Source organism: Candidatus Limnocylindrales bacterium, assembly GCA_035626395.1.
Lineage (GTDB): Bacteria > Desulfobacterota > Binatia > UBA1149 > CAITLU01 > DASPNH01.
The window spans coordinates 247751-263140 of sequence record DASPNR010000030.1 but is presented as its reverse complement, the minus strand read 5'-3'; the positions used below and the strand labels follow the sequence as shown (position 1 = coordinate 263140).

Annotated in this window: 13 protein-coding genes; 9 read left to right on the top strand and 4 right to left on the bottom strand. The window is 67.6% G+C overall.

Features of this window, described 5'->3' with window-relative positions; translation table 11 throughout:
- Positions 1 to 206: 206 nt before the first annotated feature.
- Both VEC57_10595 and VEC57_10590 read left to right on the top strand, forming a co-directional pair.
- Entirely contained in the window at positions 207 to 3050 is a 2844-nt protein-coding gene (locus tag VEC57_10595; GenBank protein HYB99566.1) for a DUF1554 domain-containing protein, read from the top strand.
- A gap of 138 nt (positions 3051 to 3188) precedes the next feature.
- Complete coding sequence (locus VEC57_10590) at positions 3189 to 3653, top strand: hypothetical protein (protein ID HYB99565.1); 465 nt, start codon at positions 3189 to 3191, stop codon at positions 3651 to 3653.
- A 105-nt stretch (positions 3654 to 3758) separates the two neighbouring features.
- Here the strand turns inward: VEC57_10590 and VEC57_10585 are convergent, their stop codons facing one another.
- Positions 3759 to 5726 (bottom strand): alkaline phosphatase family protein, encoded by a 1968-nt coding sequence (locus tag VEC57_10585; protein ID HYB99564.1) that lies wholly within the window; start codon positions 5724 to 5726, stop codon positions 3759 to 3761.
- Positions 5727 to 5793: 67 nt separating this feature from the next.
- Between VEC57_10585 and VEC57_10580 the strand changes: the two genes are divergently transcribed.
- The gene (locus VEC57_10580; protein HYB99563.1) at positions 5794 to 7404 is read left to right on the top strand and encodes an alkaline phosphatase family protein; all 1611 of its coding nucleotides are present in this window, start codon (positions 5794 to 5796) and stop codon (positions 7402 to 7404) included.
- A gap of 83 nt (positions 7405 to 7487) precedes the next feature.
- A complete protein-coding gene (locus VEC57_10575; protein HYB99562.1) occupies positions 7488 to 8147 on the top strand; it encodes an alpha/beta fold hydrolase in 660 nt (219 codons plus the stop codon).
- Positions 8148 to 8153: 6 nt separating this feature from the next.
- Here VEC57_10575 and VEC57_10570 read toward each other — a convergent pair whose 3' ends face one another.
- On the bottom strand, positions 8154 to 8315 hold the full coding sequence (locus VEC57_10570; GenBank protein ID HYB99561.1) for a hypothetical protein: 162 nt from the start codon (positions 8313 to 8315) through the stop codon (positions 8154 to 8156).
- Positions 8316 to 8326: 11 nt separating this feature from the next.
- On the opposite strand from VEC57_10570, the gene VEC57_10565 reads away from it, so the two are divergent.
- Positions 8327 to 8863, top strand: coding sequence for a pyridoxamine 5'-phosphate oxidase family protein (locus tag VEC57_10565; protein ID HYB99560.1), 537 nt, complete (start codon positions 8327 to 8329; stop codon positions 8861 to 8863).
- 12 nt (positions 8864 to 8875) lie between these two features.
- Here the strand turns inward: VEC57_10565 and VEC57_10560 are convergent, their stop codons facing one another.
- Positions 8876 to 10228, bottom strand: coding sequence for a radical SAM protein (locus VEC57_10560; GenBank protein HYB99559.1), 1353 nt, complete (start codon positions 10226 to 10228; stop codon positions 8876 to 8878).
- A 187-nt stretch (positions 10229 to 10415) separates the two neighbouring features.
- On the opposite strand from VEC57_10560, the gene VEC57_10555 reads away from it, so the two are divergent.
- Entirely contained in the window at positions 10416 to 11186 is a 771-nt protein-coding gene (locus VEC57_10555; GenBank protein ID HYB99558.1) for a lysophospholipid acyltransferase family protein, read from the top strand.
- Here VEC57_10555 and VEC57_10550 read toward each other — a convergent pair.
- Positions 11150 to 12079, bottom strand: a complete 930-nt coding sequence (locus VEC57_10550) for a lysophospholipid acyltransferase family protein (GenBank protein HYB99557.1) — start codon at positions 12077 to 12079, stop codon at positions 11150 to 11152. The genes VEC57_10555 and VEC57_10550 overlap by 37 nt on opposite strands.
- A 76-nt stretch (positions 12080 to 12155) precedes the next feature.
- Between VEC57_10550 and VEC57_10545 the strand changes: the two genes are divergently transcribed.
- The 3 genes from VEC57_10545 to VEC57_10535 all read left to right on the top strand — a co-directional run bounded on the left by VEC57_10545 (position 12156) and on the right by VEC57_10535 (position 15313).
- Positions 12156 to 12818 carry a glycosyltransferase family 2 protein gene (locus tag VEC57_10545; GenBank protein HYB99556.1) on the top strand — a complete coding sequence of 221 codons (663 nt, stop codon included), beginning with the start codon at positions 12156 to 12158 and terminating at the stop codon, positions 12816 to 12818.
- A 215-nt stretch (positions 12819 to 13033) separates the two neighbouring features.
- Complete coding sequence (locus VEC57_10540) at positions 13034 to 14230, top strand: hypothetical protein (protein ID HYB99555.1); 1197 nt, start codon at positions 13034 to 13036, stop codon at positions 14228 to 14230.
- 114 nt (positions 14231 to 14344) lie between these two features.
- Positions 14345 to 15313, top strand: a complete 969-nt coding sequence (locus VEC57_10535; protein ID HYB99554.1) for an MBL fold metallo-hydrolase — start codon at positions 14345 to 14347, stop codon at positions 15311 to 15313.
- Positions 15314 to 15390: the final 77 nt, after the last annotated feature.

Sequence of the window (15390 nt, the reverse complement as noted above, 5' to 3'; positions counted from 1 at the left end):
GCATAGCTCACACTCCAAGCCGGCGCGGCCTGCGCCGGCATAGCTCAAACTCCAAGCCTGCGCTGGCCGTCTGCCAGGCAAAGGTGGCTAGAGCCATCGCCAACGACGTGCAAGGGGCTTGCGGCCGAGTGCGAGAAGCCGCTATAGCCTGGACGACGCCGCGCGCGGGGCAACCGACGCCGCGCCTGCCTCGGGCGAGGATTGCCATGACGACGCATGGCTTCATCGGTACCATCACCGTTCTCGCCGCACTTTGTTTCGCATCGACCTCGTCGGCCCAGACGCAGTCCCCTGCCCAGCGAAAGTGCATCAACCTCTTGAACGCCGACGCCTCGAAGATCGCCGGGCAGCAGCACCAAGCCGCCCTCAAGTGTCTGGACGGTGCCGGCAGCGACACCCTTGGCGGCAGCGCGCAAGCCTGCCTCAGCGCCGACAGCACCGGGGCAATCGGCAAAACGGCCGACAAGATCGAGCAGCACGTCACCGACGTATGCGCGGCCAGCGTTCCCGATTTTGTGTTCGGCGGGGCCGCGGCGGTTGCCGACGGCGGCCGGCTGGGCGCACTGCGACTGTTCGCGGACCTCTTCGGCAGCGACCTGGATGCCGCCGCGATCTCCTGCGAGACCAGCGAAGACGGATGCAAGTGTCAGAAGGAAATCGCCAAGGCGCTGGGTAAGCTCACCGGCACGCGCTGGTCGATCTTTCGCAGCTGCAAGAAGGAGGTCCTGAAGGGCGGCGCAGCCTCAGCCGGCGAGATTGCCAGGTGCGTTGCCGACCCGCGAACCGAAGGCTCGGTTGCTGCCGATTCCGATGGGAAGATCGCCAAGGGCGAGAATAAGCTCGCCGGCGCCATCGATCGGTGCGATGCCGACGGCGTGACGGCCGCAGCCGTGGCCGGCGGCAGCTGCAATGGACAGACCGGCGCAGCGCTGGCGCAGTGTCTCGAGGAGCGCGCTGCTTGCCGTTTCTGCCAGAGCGTCAATGACGTCGACGATCTCGGCGGCGATGGTGCCGGCATCGACTGCGATCTCTTCGATGACGGCGCCGACAACGACAGCTGTGCCGCAACGCTGAAATTTCAGGCCGGTGCCAGCTGCTCGCAAAGCCTCGATTGTCGCAGCGGTTTCTGTGCCGACGCCGTCTGCTGCGACGAGACCTGTGACGGCACCTGCCGGTCATGCGTGGGAGCGGAGACCGGCGGCGCCGACGGAACCTGCCTGCCGGTCAGTGCAGACATCGATCCCGCCGACGAGTGCGCCGCAGCCGATGTAGCGACGTGCGGCACCTCCGGCCTGTGCGACGGTGCCGGCGCGTGCGGGCTCTACCCTCTCGGAACCATCTGCGAGAACCCGCAGTGTCAGAGCGGGAGCTATCGCAATCCCGACTACTGCGATGGCACCGGCACCTGTATCGACGGCGGCTTCACCGTCTGCTCGGACGGCGACGTCTGCACGGACGACCAGTGCTCCTTCGGTGGCTGCAACTACCCTTTCAACACCGCTCCCTGCAACGACGGCGATCCCTGCAGCGTCGGCGATACGTGCGACGGTGGCGGCTCATGCGTGGCGACCGAGCTGTTGCCCAATCTGCGCGCCGCCATCACCAAGCAGCTGACGAGCATCGACGAGAACGACCGGGTGCACCTGAACGTCGAGATCACGACGCTGACGGACGCGCCTTTCAAGCTGCACGTGACCTCGCTGGTTCACCCGACGGGCTTCATCCTGGAGGAGCTCGAGTCCGACGGCTGCGTGCACGAGACCTCGGAGACCTTCGATCGGTACCGCTGCCGCCACGATGCGTTCCTGATGGCGACTTCGGCCTGTCAGGGCGACGGAGACTACTACATGGGCCTGAGCTACGGATGCTCGCCGGCGAACGACGAATGCAGCCGCTGCAGCGGGCCCGAAACGATAGGATTCACTCTCGATACGGAGAACTTCTGCAGCGAGACCGTAGTCGATACCTGCAACGGCGACTCCATTGATCCAGGCGAAGAGTGCGACGGCGCCGATCTCGGCGGCAGATCGTGCCTGTCGCTCGGCTACTTCGGCGGCAGCCTTGCCTGCAACGGCGACTGCAGCTTCAACACGGCCGGTTGCCGTCGCGCGCGCACGTTCATCACGCTCGGCACCACCACCGGCGCTCTTGGCGGTCTCACCGGCGCCGACGGCTTCTGCCAGGCGCAGGCCAGCGGCGGCGGCCTCGGCGGCACGTATCGGGCGTGGCTTTCGACCTCGGCCAAGACCGCGCGCGAACGGATCGCGGGCATCGAGTACCGGCTGGTTGATGACACGACCGTCGCAGTCAGCTCGGGCGCCGACCTTTTCGACGGCAACATCACCGCCAACATCACGCGCAATCAGTTCACCGGCACCAATGCCGGCTCGAACGTATGGACGGGAACGAACGCCGATGGGACGGCGGCGGCCGCCACCTGTCAGGACTGGACGTCCGCGTCCTTCGGAAGCAGTGGGACGGTGGGCAACAACGGGAACACCGCGACGTGGACCACGGCCGGATCGAGCGCGTGCAACCTAGGGCAGCGTCTCTACTGCTTCGAGCAGCTGCCGTACAAGCGCGTGTTCGTCACCAGCACGACCACCAACGGAAACATCGGCGGTCTGGCCGGCGGCGACGCGTTCTGTCAGGCGCGTGCGAACGCAGCCAATCTCGGCGGCACCTGGCGCGCGTGGCTCTCCACCAGCACGGTCGATGCGAAGGACCGTATCCCCGACGCGGAGTACCGGCTGGTCAACGGCCGGGTCGTCGTCGCCAACAACAAGGCCGACCTGACCGACGGCTCGATCGACGCCAACATCGAGCTCGACGAGAGCGGCATCGTGCGGACGCCCGACGTCTGGACCGGCACCGACGGCTTCGGCGTCAAGATCGCCGGCTCCAACTGCGTCGACTGGACCAACGGCACCGTGACCTGGAGCGGCCGGCAAGGGAAGAACGACTTCCCCGTCGGATCCGCCACGTGGACCAGCCATGGCGTCGTCTCGTGCCACATAGCGTCGCTGCGGCTGTACTGCTTCGAGGAGTGAGGCAGCGTGCCGGCCGCGCCATCACGCGCGGCAGACATGGCACGTGCGCCTTCCTGAAACGGTCGTTTTCTGTGCGCATCCCGAACGGAAGCGGCCGCGCCGCGCGCCGTTCTCTCGCTGCGATCAGTCGTGCGGGTCGTGGTCTTCCACGCCCACGTTGACGCCGGCGCCGCCCGGTCCTGCGCCGACTCCGATGCGTGCCCGGTGCTCGTCGCCGCCGACCTCGACGCCGGCGTTCGCGCCAGCGGGTCCTGCGCCGACATGCGCACCGGCACCATGTTCCTCGCCGCGAACGTGTACGCCTGCGCCTGCGCCGGCCGGGCCTGCACCGACTTGCGCGCCAGCGCCATGCTCGTCGCCTTCGACGTGGACGCCTGCGCCCGCACCGGCCGGACCGGCATTCACGCCCGCGCCGGTTCGGATGCGTTCCTCATCCATTTGCACTGCGGCGCCTCCCTCGACGCCCACGTGCTGTGCCGCAGCCGGCAGCGATGCGAGAGCGATCAGCGAGGCAGCGGCGACGGCGATCGACGCCGCACGACATGGGGACTCTGTTGGAAGCATGGGTACTACTCCTCGAGCGGTGGTGTCATGCGTGCGTGACGTGTCGATCAGTCTTTCATTCACCCCGCTCGAGCGATGGGCAATGGGGCCAGGCGGAACATGGGGCGAACCAGCGGAAGCTCCGTGGTCGCGGAGCCCGCCGCATCACTTCGCCGCGTCGAACCGGTCCTCTTCGCTGCGCCGGACATCCGCCGAATCGAATGTCGCTTCCCAGCATTGCCCGGTTTCCGAGTGCACCTGCGCCTGCAACGGCAGCGACGGCGGCAGGTCGGGCAGGGTCACATCGTCTCCGCCGGCCTTGACGACGACCTTGGCCTTGCCGTCGTCGCCGGGCTTCAGGAGCGCGGAGGTCACGCCGTCGGGCGCCGCCTCGGCATCCTTGTACTTCCAAGCGCCGCTGCCGGTGGCGCTCCAGTCGCTGCCTTCGGGCATGCGAAGGACCGAGAGCTTCCGACCCGTCTCGTCGTAGAGGCACAGCGCCAAGGAGTCGCTGGCGGTCGGATCACCGAAGTCGGCAGTCGTACTTGCCTCGCCGCGACCCCACGTGAACTTCAGCGACTTCCGGTCGCCATCGCGCATCGAGATCTTCGCAACGGCTGACGAAGCGCAATCGACGCCGGCGGCCGGCGGACACACACAATCGGTTGCGCCCGCCTGAAGCGGACACGGATCCTCGTAGTCGGCGACGCCGTCGCCGTCGGTGTCGATGAGCACGCCGCAGTCGCTGGGCGGCGCCGCGAGCGTGAACGACTCCGTCAGCGGCCGGCCGTCCATGTCTCCGACGTCGAGGCCGAGCAACCAGCCGACGGTGGCCGCAACGTCGATGTTCTCGGACTGCTCCGCTGCACGCAGGAAATGATCGGCGTTGCCGTCGGGGTCGCCTACGGTCTGCGCGATCACGAAAGGCACCCCGCCGCCCACGATGAACGTGTTGTGCAGCGTCGTCTTGTGACCGTGGTTGCCGGGCAGCGGGTTCGACGACGAGCTGGGCTCGCTGATGCGCCAGCCGTCGGCGGCCATGACGATCAGGTCGCCGAAGTTCGCGTGCCGCGCCGCCAGATGATCGGGAAGCACGGTATCGGCGCCGGGATCGAGCGGATTGGGCTCGCGATACCAGGCGGCGGCCACGCCTTCGTGCGCAAGCGCCAGGGCACGAGCGTCGGCGAGCTTCTGATCGCGCAGCGGATCGGTCGCATCGACCAGGTAGATGCTGCCGGTGCCGCCGGCCTGAATGGCGAACAGGCCTTCGGGCAGATCGGGCGAGAGATTGACGAAGTCGAAGGGCGTCGACCAGTCCATGCCGTGATCGCTGACCACGAGCATGACCGTGCGCTCCCAGCGTCCTGCATCCTGCAACGCCTGGATCAGCTCGGCGAACTGCGTGTCGGTGTCGGCCAGCGCCGCGTAGCGCGCATTCGGCGGTCCATAGGGGCCGCTGGTGTCGATGTGTCCGGAACGGTCGACGTCGCCGAGATTGATGAAGAGAAAGTCCGCGCCGGGCAGGTATTCGAGCGCTTCGCGCATCGTGGTCGGATCGGGCGTGTGGCCGGACGGCTCGATGTAGCTCGGGTCCTGCGAAGGATCGAAGCTGACGTGCGGCGCATCGTTGCCGCCGCAGTCGGTGCCCGAGTAGCCGCACTCGCTGAAGACTTCGTACAGGTAGTTCTTCGACAGCGCCGCTGCGGTGCGAAGCTCCGGACAGGCCGAGTGGATGCGCGTGAACAGCGTCGACGCTTCCAACTCCGAGGGAAGCGAGAGGTCGCGCTCCTCGGGAGTCCCGGTGCGGTTCCAGTACGAATTCGTCGGAATGCCGCTGCGGTCCGGGTAGACGCCCGTCATCATCGAGACGTGGTTGGGAATCGTCTCGCCCGAAAAGACCGCGCGCGATTCGGCGAAGCTGGTTCCCGCATCGCGAAACGCGGTCAGAGCGGGCGTTGCCGGCGAGACCTGCCCGAGCTCCTCGGGCATCAAACTGTCGACGACGACGACGACGACGGTGAGCTTTCCGGCAGTAGGCGTCCCGGCATGCGCGCTGGAAGGATCGAGCGAGAGGAGCGGCACGCAGAGAGCGCCCGCCGCCACGACGGCGCAGCGAAGGGCAAATCTCAGCATGCTTCGACCCTAATGTGCCATCTGCCCAGGCAGCAAGATCGTTCCTTACGAAATTGTCGTTAACCGCATGGCTAACCCGCCGGAGCCGTGGTTTTGTGGTCGGCAGGGCGGCTCGGGGGGAAATTTCTTTTCCCGCGACACGAACGGTCGTGTGCGCGGACGCAGGAGATTTTTCATGAGCCGCCGCGCACCTCTGGTCGTAACGCCGAGTCGTACTCTGACCCGCCGCCGCTTTCTCCAGCAGCTTGCCCTCGCCGGAGGCGCTGCCGCCATGGGCTGGCCACGATGGGCCGACGCGCAGACGCTGCCGCTCGACATCGGCCTGCCCTCGCCGTCCAACGCCCCGGTCGACCACATCTTCGTCTTGATGATGGAGAACCGCTCCTTCGACCATCACATGGGCTGGCTGACCGGAACCAGCCAGCAGACATACACCGGCATCTATGACGACCCGTCGCAGCCGCTCAACGGCGTGACGATGGGAACGCATCACCTGGCGCCGGACTACCGCGGATGCGGCTTCGTCGATCCGTCGCACGGCTGGGACGGAGGGCGCCTGCAGCTCCGCAACGAGAGCTTTCTGACGGGCGGCAACACCGACAAGTTCGCGATCGGCTACTACCTCGAGAGCGACGTCGAGTTCTATGCCAAGCTCGCCCGCCAGTTCACGATGTGCGACAACTACTTCTGTTCGGTGCTGGGGCCGACGTTCCCGAATCGCGAGTACATGCATTCGGCCCAGTCCGGCGGCATCAAGAACAACGCGCTGCCGCCCGAGGTCGGCTACACCAGCGGATTCACGTGGCCGACGATCTGGGACAAGCTCGAAGCGGCCGGCATTTCGTGGGCCTACTATTTCGTCGATCTTCCCGCCGCACTTCTGTGGGGGCCGCGCCTGGCCAAAGGGCTTCGACACATCGAGGCGTTCTTTGCCGACGCCGCAGCCGGCACGCTGCCGCACGTGGCTTTCATCGATCCCGGCTTCACCACCGGCCTTCGCACCGATGAACATCCATTCGGCGATACGCGTGCGGGTCAGGCATTCGCGCACAACACGGTCAAGGCGATCATCGAATCGCCGCTGTGGCCGCGCAGCGCGATGTTCATCAACTACGACGAATGGGGCGGCTTTTTCGACCACGTCCGCCCACCGCGCATGCCCGACGATCGTGCCACCGACAACGACCCCGCCGGCGCCAACGACTTCGGCCAACTCGGCTTCCGCGTTCCATGCACGGTGATCTCGCCATACTCGCGCAAGGGCATGCTGGCAACGACGGTGCTGGGGCTGAAGTCCCCGAAGAACCCCGCCGGCAAGGCGACGTTCGTCAAGGCGCCCGCGCGCTTCTACGAGCACACCTCGATCCTGAAGTTCATCGAGTGGCGCTTTGGCCTGACGCCGCTGACCAGGCGCGACGCGGCCGCCGCCAACATCGGCACCGACCTCCTCGACTTCACGCAGGCGCCGCGCCTGGATGCCGCCGAGATCGTCGAGGCGCTGCCGCGCCCGCTCGTGACTTCGCCGCCATGCCCGGGCGAGGAGTTCGAGGGAACGCCCATCCCCTCGCCGACACACGAGATCCACGACGCGTTCGCGCATGCGATGGAGTCCGGCTACTTCGAAACCGTCGGCTGGGACCAGCAGCTCCCGACGCTCGAGACGCTGATCGGCAGCTGATCAGCCCGCTCTGCGCGCCCGCACACCGCGGGCGCGCAACGGTTGGCACCGACGATGCATCTACAGGTTCAGAGGATGAACCTGTGGCCGAGAACGAGACATCTTCGACGTCCAGCCTGCTTCGCCTGGTCAGCTCCGAAATCGGCGCTCTCGCCAGAGTCGTGGGCAATCTTCCGCGGCGGATGGTGATGCCGTCGATGCACATCGACGCCGCCTCGCCCAGCAGGACGCCGGTGGTCCTGGTGCACGGGCTCTTCGGCGACCCCAGCAATTTCGTCCCGTTGCAGCAGTCGCTGCACGGGCGCGGCATTCGCAACTGGGCCACGTTCTCGTACCTTCCGCGCCTCGACTTCGCGCGGCTTGCGCCTCAACTGGTGGACACCATTCGTCAGGTGTGCGCCGCCGCCGGCTCCAGCCGCGTCGACGTCGTCGGCCACAGTCTCGGCGGCCTCATCGGCCGCTACGTGGCTCAAAGCGAGCACGGCGGTCTCATCCGCAGACTCGTCACATTAGGCTCGCCTTATCTGCCGCAGAACGGACCGCACCAGGAGTTATCCATCTTCGCCAGCCACGATGCGCTCATCGCCACTCCGAAGAACGATCCGAAGATCTGGCCGCGCATGCGCGTGATCGACGGCTGCGGGCACATCGGGCTGCTCTCCCACGCCAGCGTTCTTCGCGAGGTGCCGGCCTACCTTACGCGGCCCGAGCTGGTCTCGTCCCGAGAAGCCGTCGCGGCCTGAGACGCCTCACGTCACGACGCCGCGCGGCTTGCGCACGCCGCCGCCCGCATCGCCAACCGTGCCGGCCGCGACCTCCAGCATCACCGCCACCGTATCGGCAACGGAGTCCGCCCGCCGGGTGGCGCAGCCGAGGTCGTGCGTGCGTTCTCCGCTCGCTATGGAATGCAACGGAGGACCCGATGAAGCTTACCGACCTGCCCTTTCAGCCGATGCCGCCGCAGCCGGCGTTCGAGAAGAACGCGCTGGAGCGATTCGTGTCCGAGCCGCGAATCGCGATGCTCTCCTACACCAAGCGCGACGGGTCTCCGTCGCAGGCGCCGATCTGGTACCGGTACCAGGACGGACGCTTTCGCATGCTGACCTCGAGACAGTCCGACAAGGTCAAAGCGCTGCGCCGTCAGGGCCGCGCGTGCCTGGCGATCCAGGACGAGGTGCCGCCGTACCGCGCGGTCATCGTCGACGGCACGATCGACATCGAGGACGCGCCGGTCGAAGGCGGCCTCAACAGCTGGCTGGCGATGCACTACCTCGGCAGGGTCGGCGGCCGCGAGTACGAGAAGATGACGGCGGAGGAGAACCACAAGCGCGGCCTGGCGCAGATCACGCTGGATCCGACGCGCGTGCGCGGCTTCGACAACCACCGTCTGGTCGGTATCGGGCTGCGCCTCTACATGCGCATGCGTGAGATCCTGCCGGTGCCGCGCAGCTGGTTCTGAGTCCGGCGCCGGTCAGGAGATGGTTCCCCAGGCATCGGCGTTCGCCGACAGGAACCGGTTGACCTTCAGGTTGGCGACCATGTACGCGGCCGTCTCCATGCCGCGCCGCCCGCGCGGCGGCACCAGGCGCCGCATGATCGAAGGGATCGAGTAGAACCCGCGGTACACGTAGTTGAAGCCGTCGAGCATCTGCTGCGGCGTCATGTTGGCCGGCTTGACGATGGCGCTGCCGTAGTCGTAGTTGCGCCAGTCGAAATCGAGGATGCGTTCCTGCTCCATCATGTCGTCGTAGTACTTGGTGCCCGGATACGGACATGGCGTGAACAGCTTGAGGAACGAGACGCGATTGCGGTTGAGGAACTCGAGCGAGTGCCGGAACGTGTCGACGGTGTCGCCGTCGAGCCCGATCATCAGCAGCGCGATGACCTGAATTCCCTTGCGGCGGATCCTGGCCAGGTCCTCATCGAAGCGCGTAGGTTTGTTGAAGTCCTTGGAGATGCTGGCGAGGCTCGACTCGTTGATGCTCTCCAGGCCGATCGAGAGGCTGACACAGCCGCTGCGCGCAGCCAGGTCGAGCAGCTCCTCGTCGCGTGCGATGTTGATGGTGCTCTGGCTGGCCCACTTCATGCGAAGCGGGATCATGGCCCGGAACAGCTCCTTGGCCTTCTCCGGATGCGCGACGGGATTGTCGTCGAGGAACAGGATGCGGTCGGCGCCGAGCGACTTCATGCGCTTCAGCTCGTGGATGACGGCCTCGACGGGCCGGGTGCGGAAGCTGCGCCTGTAGTAGGTCTGCACGGCGCAGTACTCGCACGGGTGCGGACAACCGCGCGAGAACGTGATGGGCCAGTGGAAGTACTGGCGATACAGCCAGCTCTTCTGGAAGGCGTCCCACTTCAGCAGCGGAAGCTCGCGATGGTCGAACTCGGGCATGTCGCCAAGGTCGAACCAGCCTTCGGATCGATAGATTCCGCGGCTGCGTCCGCCCGCCAGGTCGGCGAGAATTTCGGGCCACAGCTGCTCGGCCTCCCCGGAGACGACGGCGTCGGCGTGCTCGAGCGACTCCTGCGCGGCCAGCGTCACCCACGTCCCGCCAAGAACCACCTTGGCGCCGCGCTCGCGGAAGTGGTCGGCAAGGTCGTAGGCACGGGCGATCTGCGGCCCCATCGCGGTGATGCCGACCACGTCGTACCGGCCATCGGTCGGCACGTCGTAGAACAGCTCATCGACCATCTCCACGCTCCACCCCGGCGGCGTCAGTGCCTTGAGGTAGGGCAGCGTGGTGCCGCTGGTCCAGTAGCGCGTGGTCTTGTGCAGCTGGCCGCGACGATCGTAATGGGTCGGGGAGATCAGGAGAAGGCGCACGGTCAGCTAATATCGAAGGCGTTCGCGCGCGAGTCAATGCAGGCGCACCAATCGCCGCCTTCCGCTGCGTACGTGCGAGCCCCGCCCGGAAAGCGGCGAGGAGCGAGCGCGGAGGAAGACGCCAGCCGTCGCAGGCGCGTGTGCCTTGACTCGGCGCCGCGTTTTCCGGATTTCAGCCAGCTTCGACATGCCTGATGCCTCCCCTGAAGAGACGGCTGCTCGACTCACCGCGCAGCCCGCAGTCGATCCGGCCATTCCCGGCAGCTCGCGCGCACGGCTGTTCCTGAACAGGCTGCTGTTCCGATCGATGCTCTTCACGATGGGGTCGATTGCCGTGTTCCTGCACCTGGTCGTCCGCGACGAGCGCCTGACCTGGCGCTTTGCCAAGGCGCAGGCGCGCAACCTCGCCCGAGTGCTCGGCGTGCACGTCACCGTGCGCGGCCTCGAGCGGCTGCCGCGAGGGCCGGTGGTTTTCGTCGCCAATCACCAGAGTCATTTCGACATCGCGGCGATCCTCGGCTTCATCCCCGGCTATACGCGCTTCACCGCCAAGAAAGAGCTCTTTCGCGAGCCGGTGCTCGGCCTGGTGATGCGCACCATGGGAATGGTTCCCATCGATCGCGAAGATACGGGCAAGTCGGTGGAGCGGCTGAGGCGGTTGCGGGCGGGCGATCACAGCCTCGTGTTCTTTCCGGAGGGGACGCGCAGCCGCACGGGCAATCTGAAGCCGTTCAAGAAGGGCGCGTTCGTCACCGCCATGGAGCTCGGCCTGCCGATCGTGCCCATCGCGTGCCGCGGCGGTCGCGACATCATGCCGGCCGGAGGCTATCTGTCCATCGTGCCCGGCAACATGGAACTGATCGTGCTGGATGCGATCCCGACTAGCGGGCTCGCGTACGACCAGCGAGATCGTCTGGCCGATCAGGCGCGCGCAGCGATCGCGGCGGCGCTGGAGTGAGCTCCTGCCCTTCCCAGAAATCCGAGAACTGAAACCGGGAACTCGCGCACGATGGCCTCGAAATCCGCCACCGCCTGCGCCGCCACCGACGCCAGCCGCTTGCCGCGCGCCCACTGCGGCACGTCGTAGGCGCTGCCGAGACGGATCTCGTAGTGCCGCACGCCCATGCGCACGGCAAAGGCGGTGATCAGCGGCGAGCGCGCGACGCGCGCAAGGTGAAAGGGACCGGCGGCGAAATGCGCCGGAGCCCCGAAGAACGGCACGTCGACGGTGCGCGCCTGCGGTGGCGTGCGGTCGAGCTGCATCGCCACCACCTCGTTGGCGCGCAGCGCGTGCACGAGGTTGAGCGTCGAGAACAGCGAGGTGTCCGAGAACACGATACGGATCGACGCCGACTCGCGAAGCTGCTGCTGGTAGCGATGCATGCTCGCGTTGGCCTCGCGTGCCATGACGACGTGCACCGGCCGCCCGTAGCTGAGAAGACGCTTGGCCGCCAGATCCCAGTTGCCGAAGTGCCCCGTCACGACGACCAGGCCTCGGCCATCGGCGATCAGCTTTTCGACGAGGTCGGCTTCGGGAAGATCGACCTGTACCGGATGCGGTTTGGGACCGAAGTACTCGAGCGTCTCGGTCATGCAGTTGGCGAACTCGACGAACGTGCGCAGCGCCGCCAGCGCCGCCGCGCCCGGCACGCGGTCGCCGACCACGCGACGCATGTTGGCGATGCACCCTCGGCGATTGCGGCCGACGACCGAAAAGATGATGGCGGCAATGACGGGCGGCGAATAGCGCTTCCACCATTCGGGCCCGTACACCGAGCCGAGCCAGGCGAACTTGCGCCACCACAAACCGTCGACGCGAAGCTCGGGCGGAAGCGTTTCGGAGGGAATCATCGGAGGCGCTGAGTACCACGCCGAGGGCGGTGCTCCAAGTGGCCGTCACACGTCGACGACGCGCATCGCCGCGATCGTGCCGGCGCTCGATTGCGCGGCCACGATCGCGTCGGTGGTCGAAGGCGCGCGACAGCACGTGGCAGCGGTGCTGGTCATCGACGACGGCAGCACCGACGGCACCGGCGAGGCTGCGCGCGCGGCGGGCGCGGACGTGCTGCGACATGAGCGGCGGCGCGGCAAGGGCGCAGCGCTCAGCATTGGTCTTTCGTGGGCGCACCGCAACGGATTCACCCACGTCATCGCCATCGACGGCGACGGCCAGCATCTGAGCGAGGAGATCCCCGCCATGCTGCGCGCGTCGCAGGAGGATCCGCTCGCGCTGGTGCTCGGCGAGCGCCGCCGCGACGAGCACGACATCTCGCCGATGAAGCTGTTCGGCAATCGCTTCGCCAATCGCTGGGTCGAGATCGCCAGCGGCGCCGCCTTCGACGATACGCAGTCGGGCTTCCGTGTCTATCCGGTGGCGGCCACGCGCGCGCTCGGTGCCTACGCCAGCCACTACGGCTTCGAGACCGAGGTGCTGATTCGGGCGGTCAACGCCGGCATGCCCGTTCGCTGCGTGCCGGTGCGCGTCTACTACCCTCCGGCCGACACGCGCATCAGCTACTACCGGCCCTGGGTCGACACGATTCGCATCATCTTCATCGTGCTCGGCCTGATCTTCCGATTGCGACGCTAGAGAGCCGGGGCGACGACGCTCGCGCCCGCGACTCGCCGCGCCGCCGCGGCCGGGTCACCTGCCCCGCGCGCGCGACCTGCCCCGCCGCCCGCGCCTTCCAGCTCGCAATGCCATGCGGTTCTGCAGCGTTTCCGCGGGGGCGCGCGCGGCACGCCGCTTGCTCGGGCAGACGCATCACAACGCCGCCACGTGCGGCCCAAGGGGAGAGGGGACTCATGAATCAGCATTTTCTTCGCAGCCTCGGCGCGCTCGCCGCCGCAGCCTTCGTCTCGATCGGCGCAGCGGGGCCGGTCGCCGCCAGCACCGGCAGCAGCAAGCTCGACCTGCAGCTCGCCTCCACACCGTCCGACGGCGATGCGGCCGGCCGCATCAAGCTGCGCATCCGCGGTGCCGACGACGGGCGCCTCGAAGTCCGCGTCGCCGGGCTGGCGCCACTGTCGGCCTACGAGCTCATCGTCGGCGACGTGCGCGTGGCCGACGTCCTGACCGACGACAAGGGCAACGGCCGCATCCGCTTCCGCAGCCGGCCGCGCTCGAGCAAGGACAACTTCCTCGGCTTCGATCCGCGCGGAGCGATGCTGCTGGTGCGCAGCGCCGAGGGCTCCGACGTCCTGGCCGTCAGCGTGCCGGCCGGCGGCAGCGGCTCCAGCGACGCCGGCGAGATCATCTGCTGCGTTCCCGACGATGACGGGCCCGAGTGCGAGGATCGCACGGAGGCAGAGTGCGCCGCCGAGGGCGGCGTGGTGACGACCGCGACCACCTGCCTCCCGAGCCCGTGTGCCGGCACGCCGCCACCGGCCGGCGGCGACATCGTCTGCTGCGTTCCCGATGACAGCGGCCCCGATTGCGAGGATCGCACCGTCGAAGAGTGCGCGGCCGAAGGCGGCGTGGTCGTCGAGGCGGCGAGCTGTCTGGAAAACCCGTGCGCCGGCACGCCCTCGAGCGACCCCGACACGCGCTGCTGCCTGCCCGACGACTCCGGCATCGACTGCGAAGACCGCACGCCCGGCGAGTGCGCGGCGCAAGGCGGCGTCGACATCGGCCCTGGCATCTGCAGCGTCGACGCGTGCGCCGACGCGTTTCCTCCGGGCACCGGACTCGAGGCCCTGCGCGTCTCGTGCGAGAAGCGTTCCGACCGCTCGCGCGCCTCGGTCGACGGCAGCGGCTTTGCCGCCGGCTCCTACCGTGCGCGCATCGTATCGGGTGCCAACGAGGCGATCTCGGGACTGCAGTCGGCCATCGGCGATCAGGTCGAGTTCGACTTCGACAGCGACGGCGGCGACATCGCCGAAGGAGCCAGCGCCATCTCTGCCACGTTCCTGCAGGGCAGCCCGCCGATGGTGACCGCGCAGGTAACCATGGCCGACGGCACGGTGCTCGTCGAGAAGACGGTGGCCTGCCAGCTGCGCTGAACCTCGTTCCGAGTGTTGGAGGCGGGCGCGGGTTCCAGGTAGACGCGGCCCGTGGCGGTGCCCGGCTTCTCGTTGCGTAGCTTGCTGCGCCTCGCCTCCTTCTCGACCGCACTGATGGCCACCATCGTTCCCGCATCTTCGCACGGCGGCGCTCCTCGCGAGGGCGACCGCTTCGTCAACGCCGAAAACCGGCACATCGAGGCGGGCGTCGACGTCACGCTGCCGTTCTTCCTGCGCAAGGCGTGGACCTCGGTGGTGCCAAGAAGCGGCGCTGCCGAGCGCGTGCCGTTCGACCGCGAGGCGATGCTTCGCAATCCCTCGATCACCTGGATCGGCCACTCGACGATGCTCGTGCGCATGAGCGGAGTGACGTTCCTGACCGACCCGATGTTCTCGGAGACCGCCAGCCCCGTTGCTCTGGTGGGGCCGCGGCGCCTTGTGGAGCCCGGCGTGCCGCTGAACGAGCTGCCGCGGATCGACTTCGTCACGCTCTCGCACAACCACTACGACCACAGCGACTTCGATTCGATCCAGGCTCTGGCCGAGATGGGCGCGCACTTCCTCGTCCCGCTCGGCCTCGGCGAGCTCGTGCGCGAGGCCGGCGGACAGTTCACGGAGCTCGACTGGTGGGAGCAGACCACCGTCGGCAACGTCACCGTGCACTGCGTACCGGCGCAGCACTTCTCGCGCCGGGGCATCGCCGATGGCGACAAGACGCTGTGGGCCGGGTGGGTGGTGGCCGGCGATACGCGCCGCTTCTATCACGCCGGCGACACCGGCTACTTCTCCGGCTTCGCCGAGATCGGCAGGCGCCTCGGACCGATCGATCTGATGGCCGTTCCGGTCGGCGCCTACGAGCCGTCGGCGATGATGCGCACGGTGCACGTCGATCCCGAGGAAGCCGTGCAGGCAGTGCTCGATGTCGGCGCACGCCGCGCCGTCGCCATGCACTACGGCACGTTCGATCTTGCCGACGAGCCGCTCGATGAGCCGCCGCGCCGCTTCGCGGCCGAGGCTGCCCGCCGCGGCATGAGCGCGGATCGCGCCTGGCTCCTGAAAATCGGCGAGACTCGCGCGTGGTGAATCGGGTCAGGGCATGAGCTGACGGTTTCGTGCCCGATCTCGAGGCGCGCGAGCCGCGCGCCGGCGAGCGTCGGAAT

Excerpts from the sequence above, each read along its gene's own strand:
- VEC57_10595 (HYB99566.1), top strand. The coding sequence starts at position 207 with ATGACGACGCATGGCTTCATCGGTACCATCACCGTTCTCGCCGCACTT.
- VEC57_10585 (HYB99564.1), bottom strand. The coding sequence starts at position 5,726 with ATGCTGAGATTTGCCCTTCGCTGCGCCGTCGTGGCGGCGGGCGCTCTC.
- VEC57_10580 (HYB99563.1), top strand. The coding sequence starts at position 5,794 with ATGGCTAACCCGCCGGAGCCGTGGTTTTGTGGTCGGCAGGGCGGCTCG.
- VEC57_10565 (HYB99560.1), top strand. The coding sequence starts at position 8,327 with ATGAAGCTTACCGACCTGCCCTTTCAGCCGATGCCGCCGCAGCCGGCG.
- VEC57_10555 (HYB99558.1), top strand. The coding sequence starts at position 10,416 with ATGCCTGATGCCTCCCCTGAAGAGACGGCTGCTCGACTCACCGCGCAG.
- VEC57_10550 (HYB99557.1), bottom strand. The coding sequence starts at position 12,079 with ATGATTCCCTCCGAAACGCTTCCGCCCGAGCTTCGCGTCGACGGTTTG.
- VEC57_10540 (HYB99555.1), top strand. The coding sequence starts at position 13,034 with ATGAATCAGCATTTTCTTCGCAGCCTCGGCGCGCTCGCCGCCGCAGCC.
- VEC57_10535 (HYB99554.1), top strand. The coding sequence starts at position 14,345 with ATGGCCACCATCGTTCCCGCATCTTCGCACGGCGGCGCTCCTCGCGAG.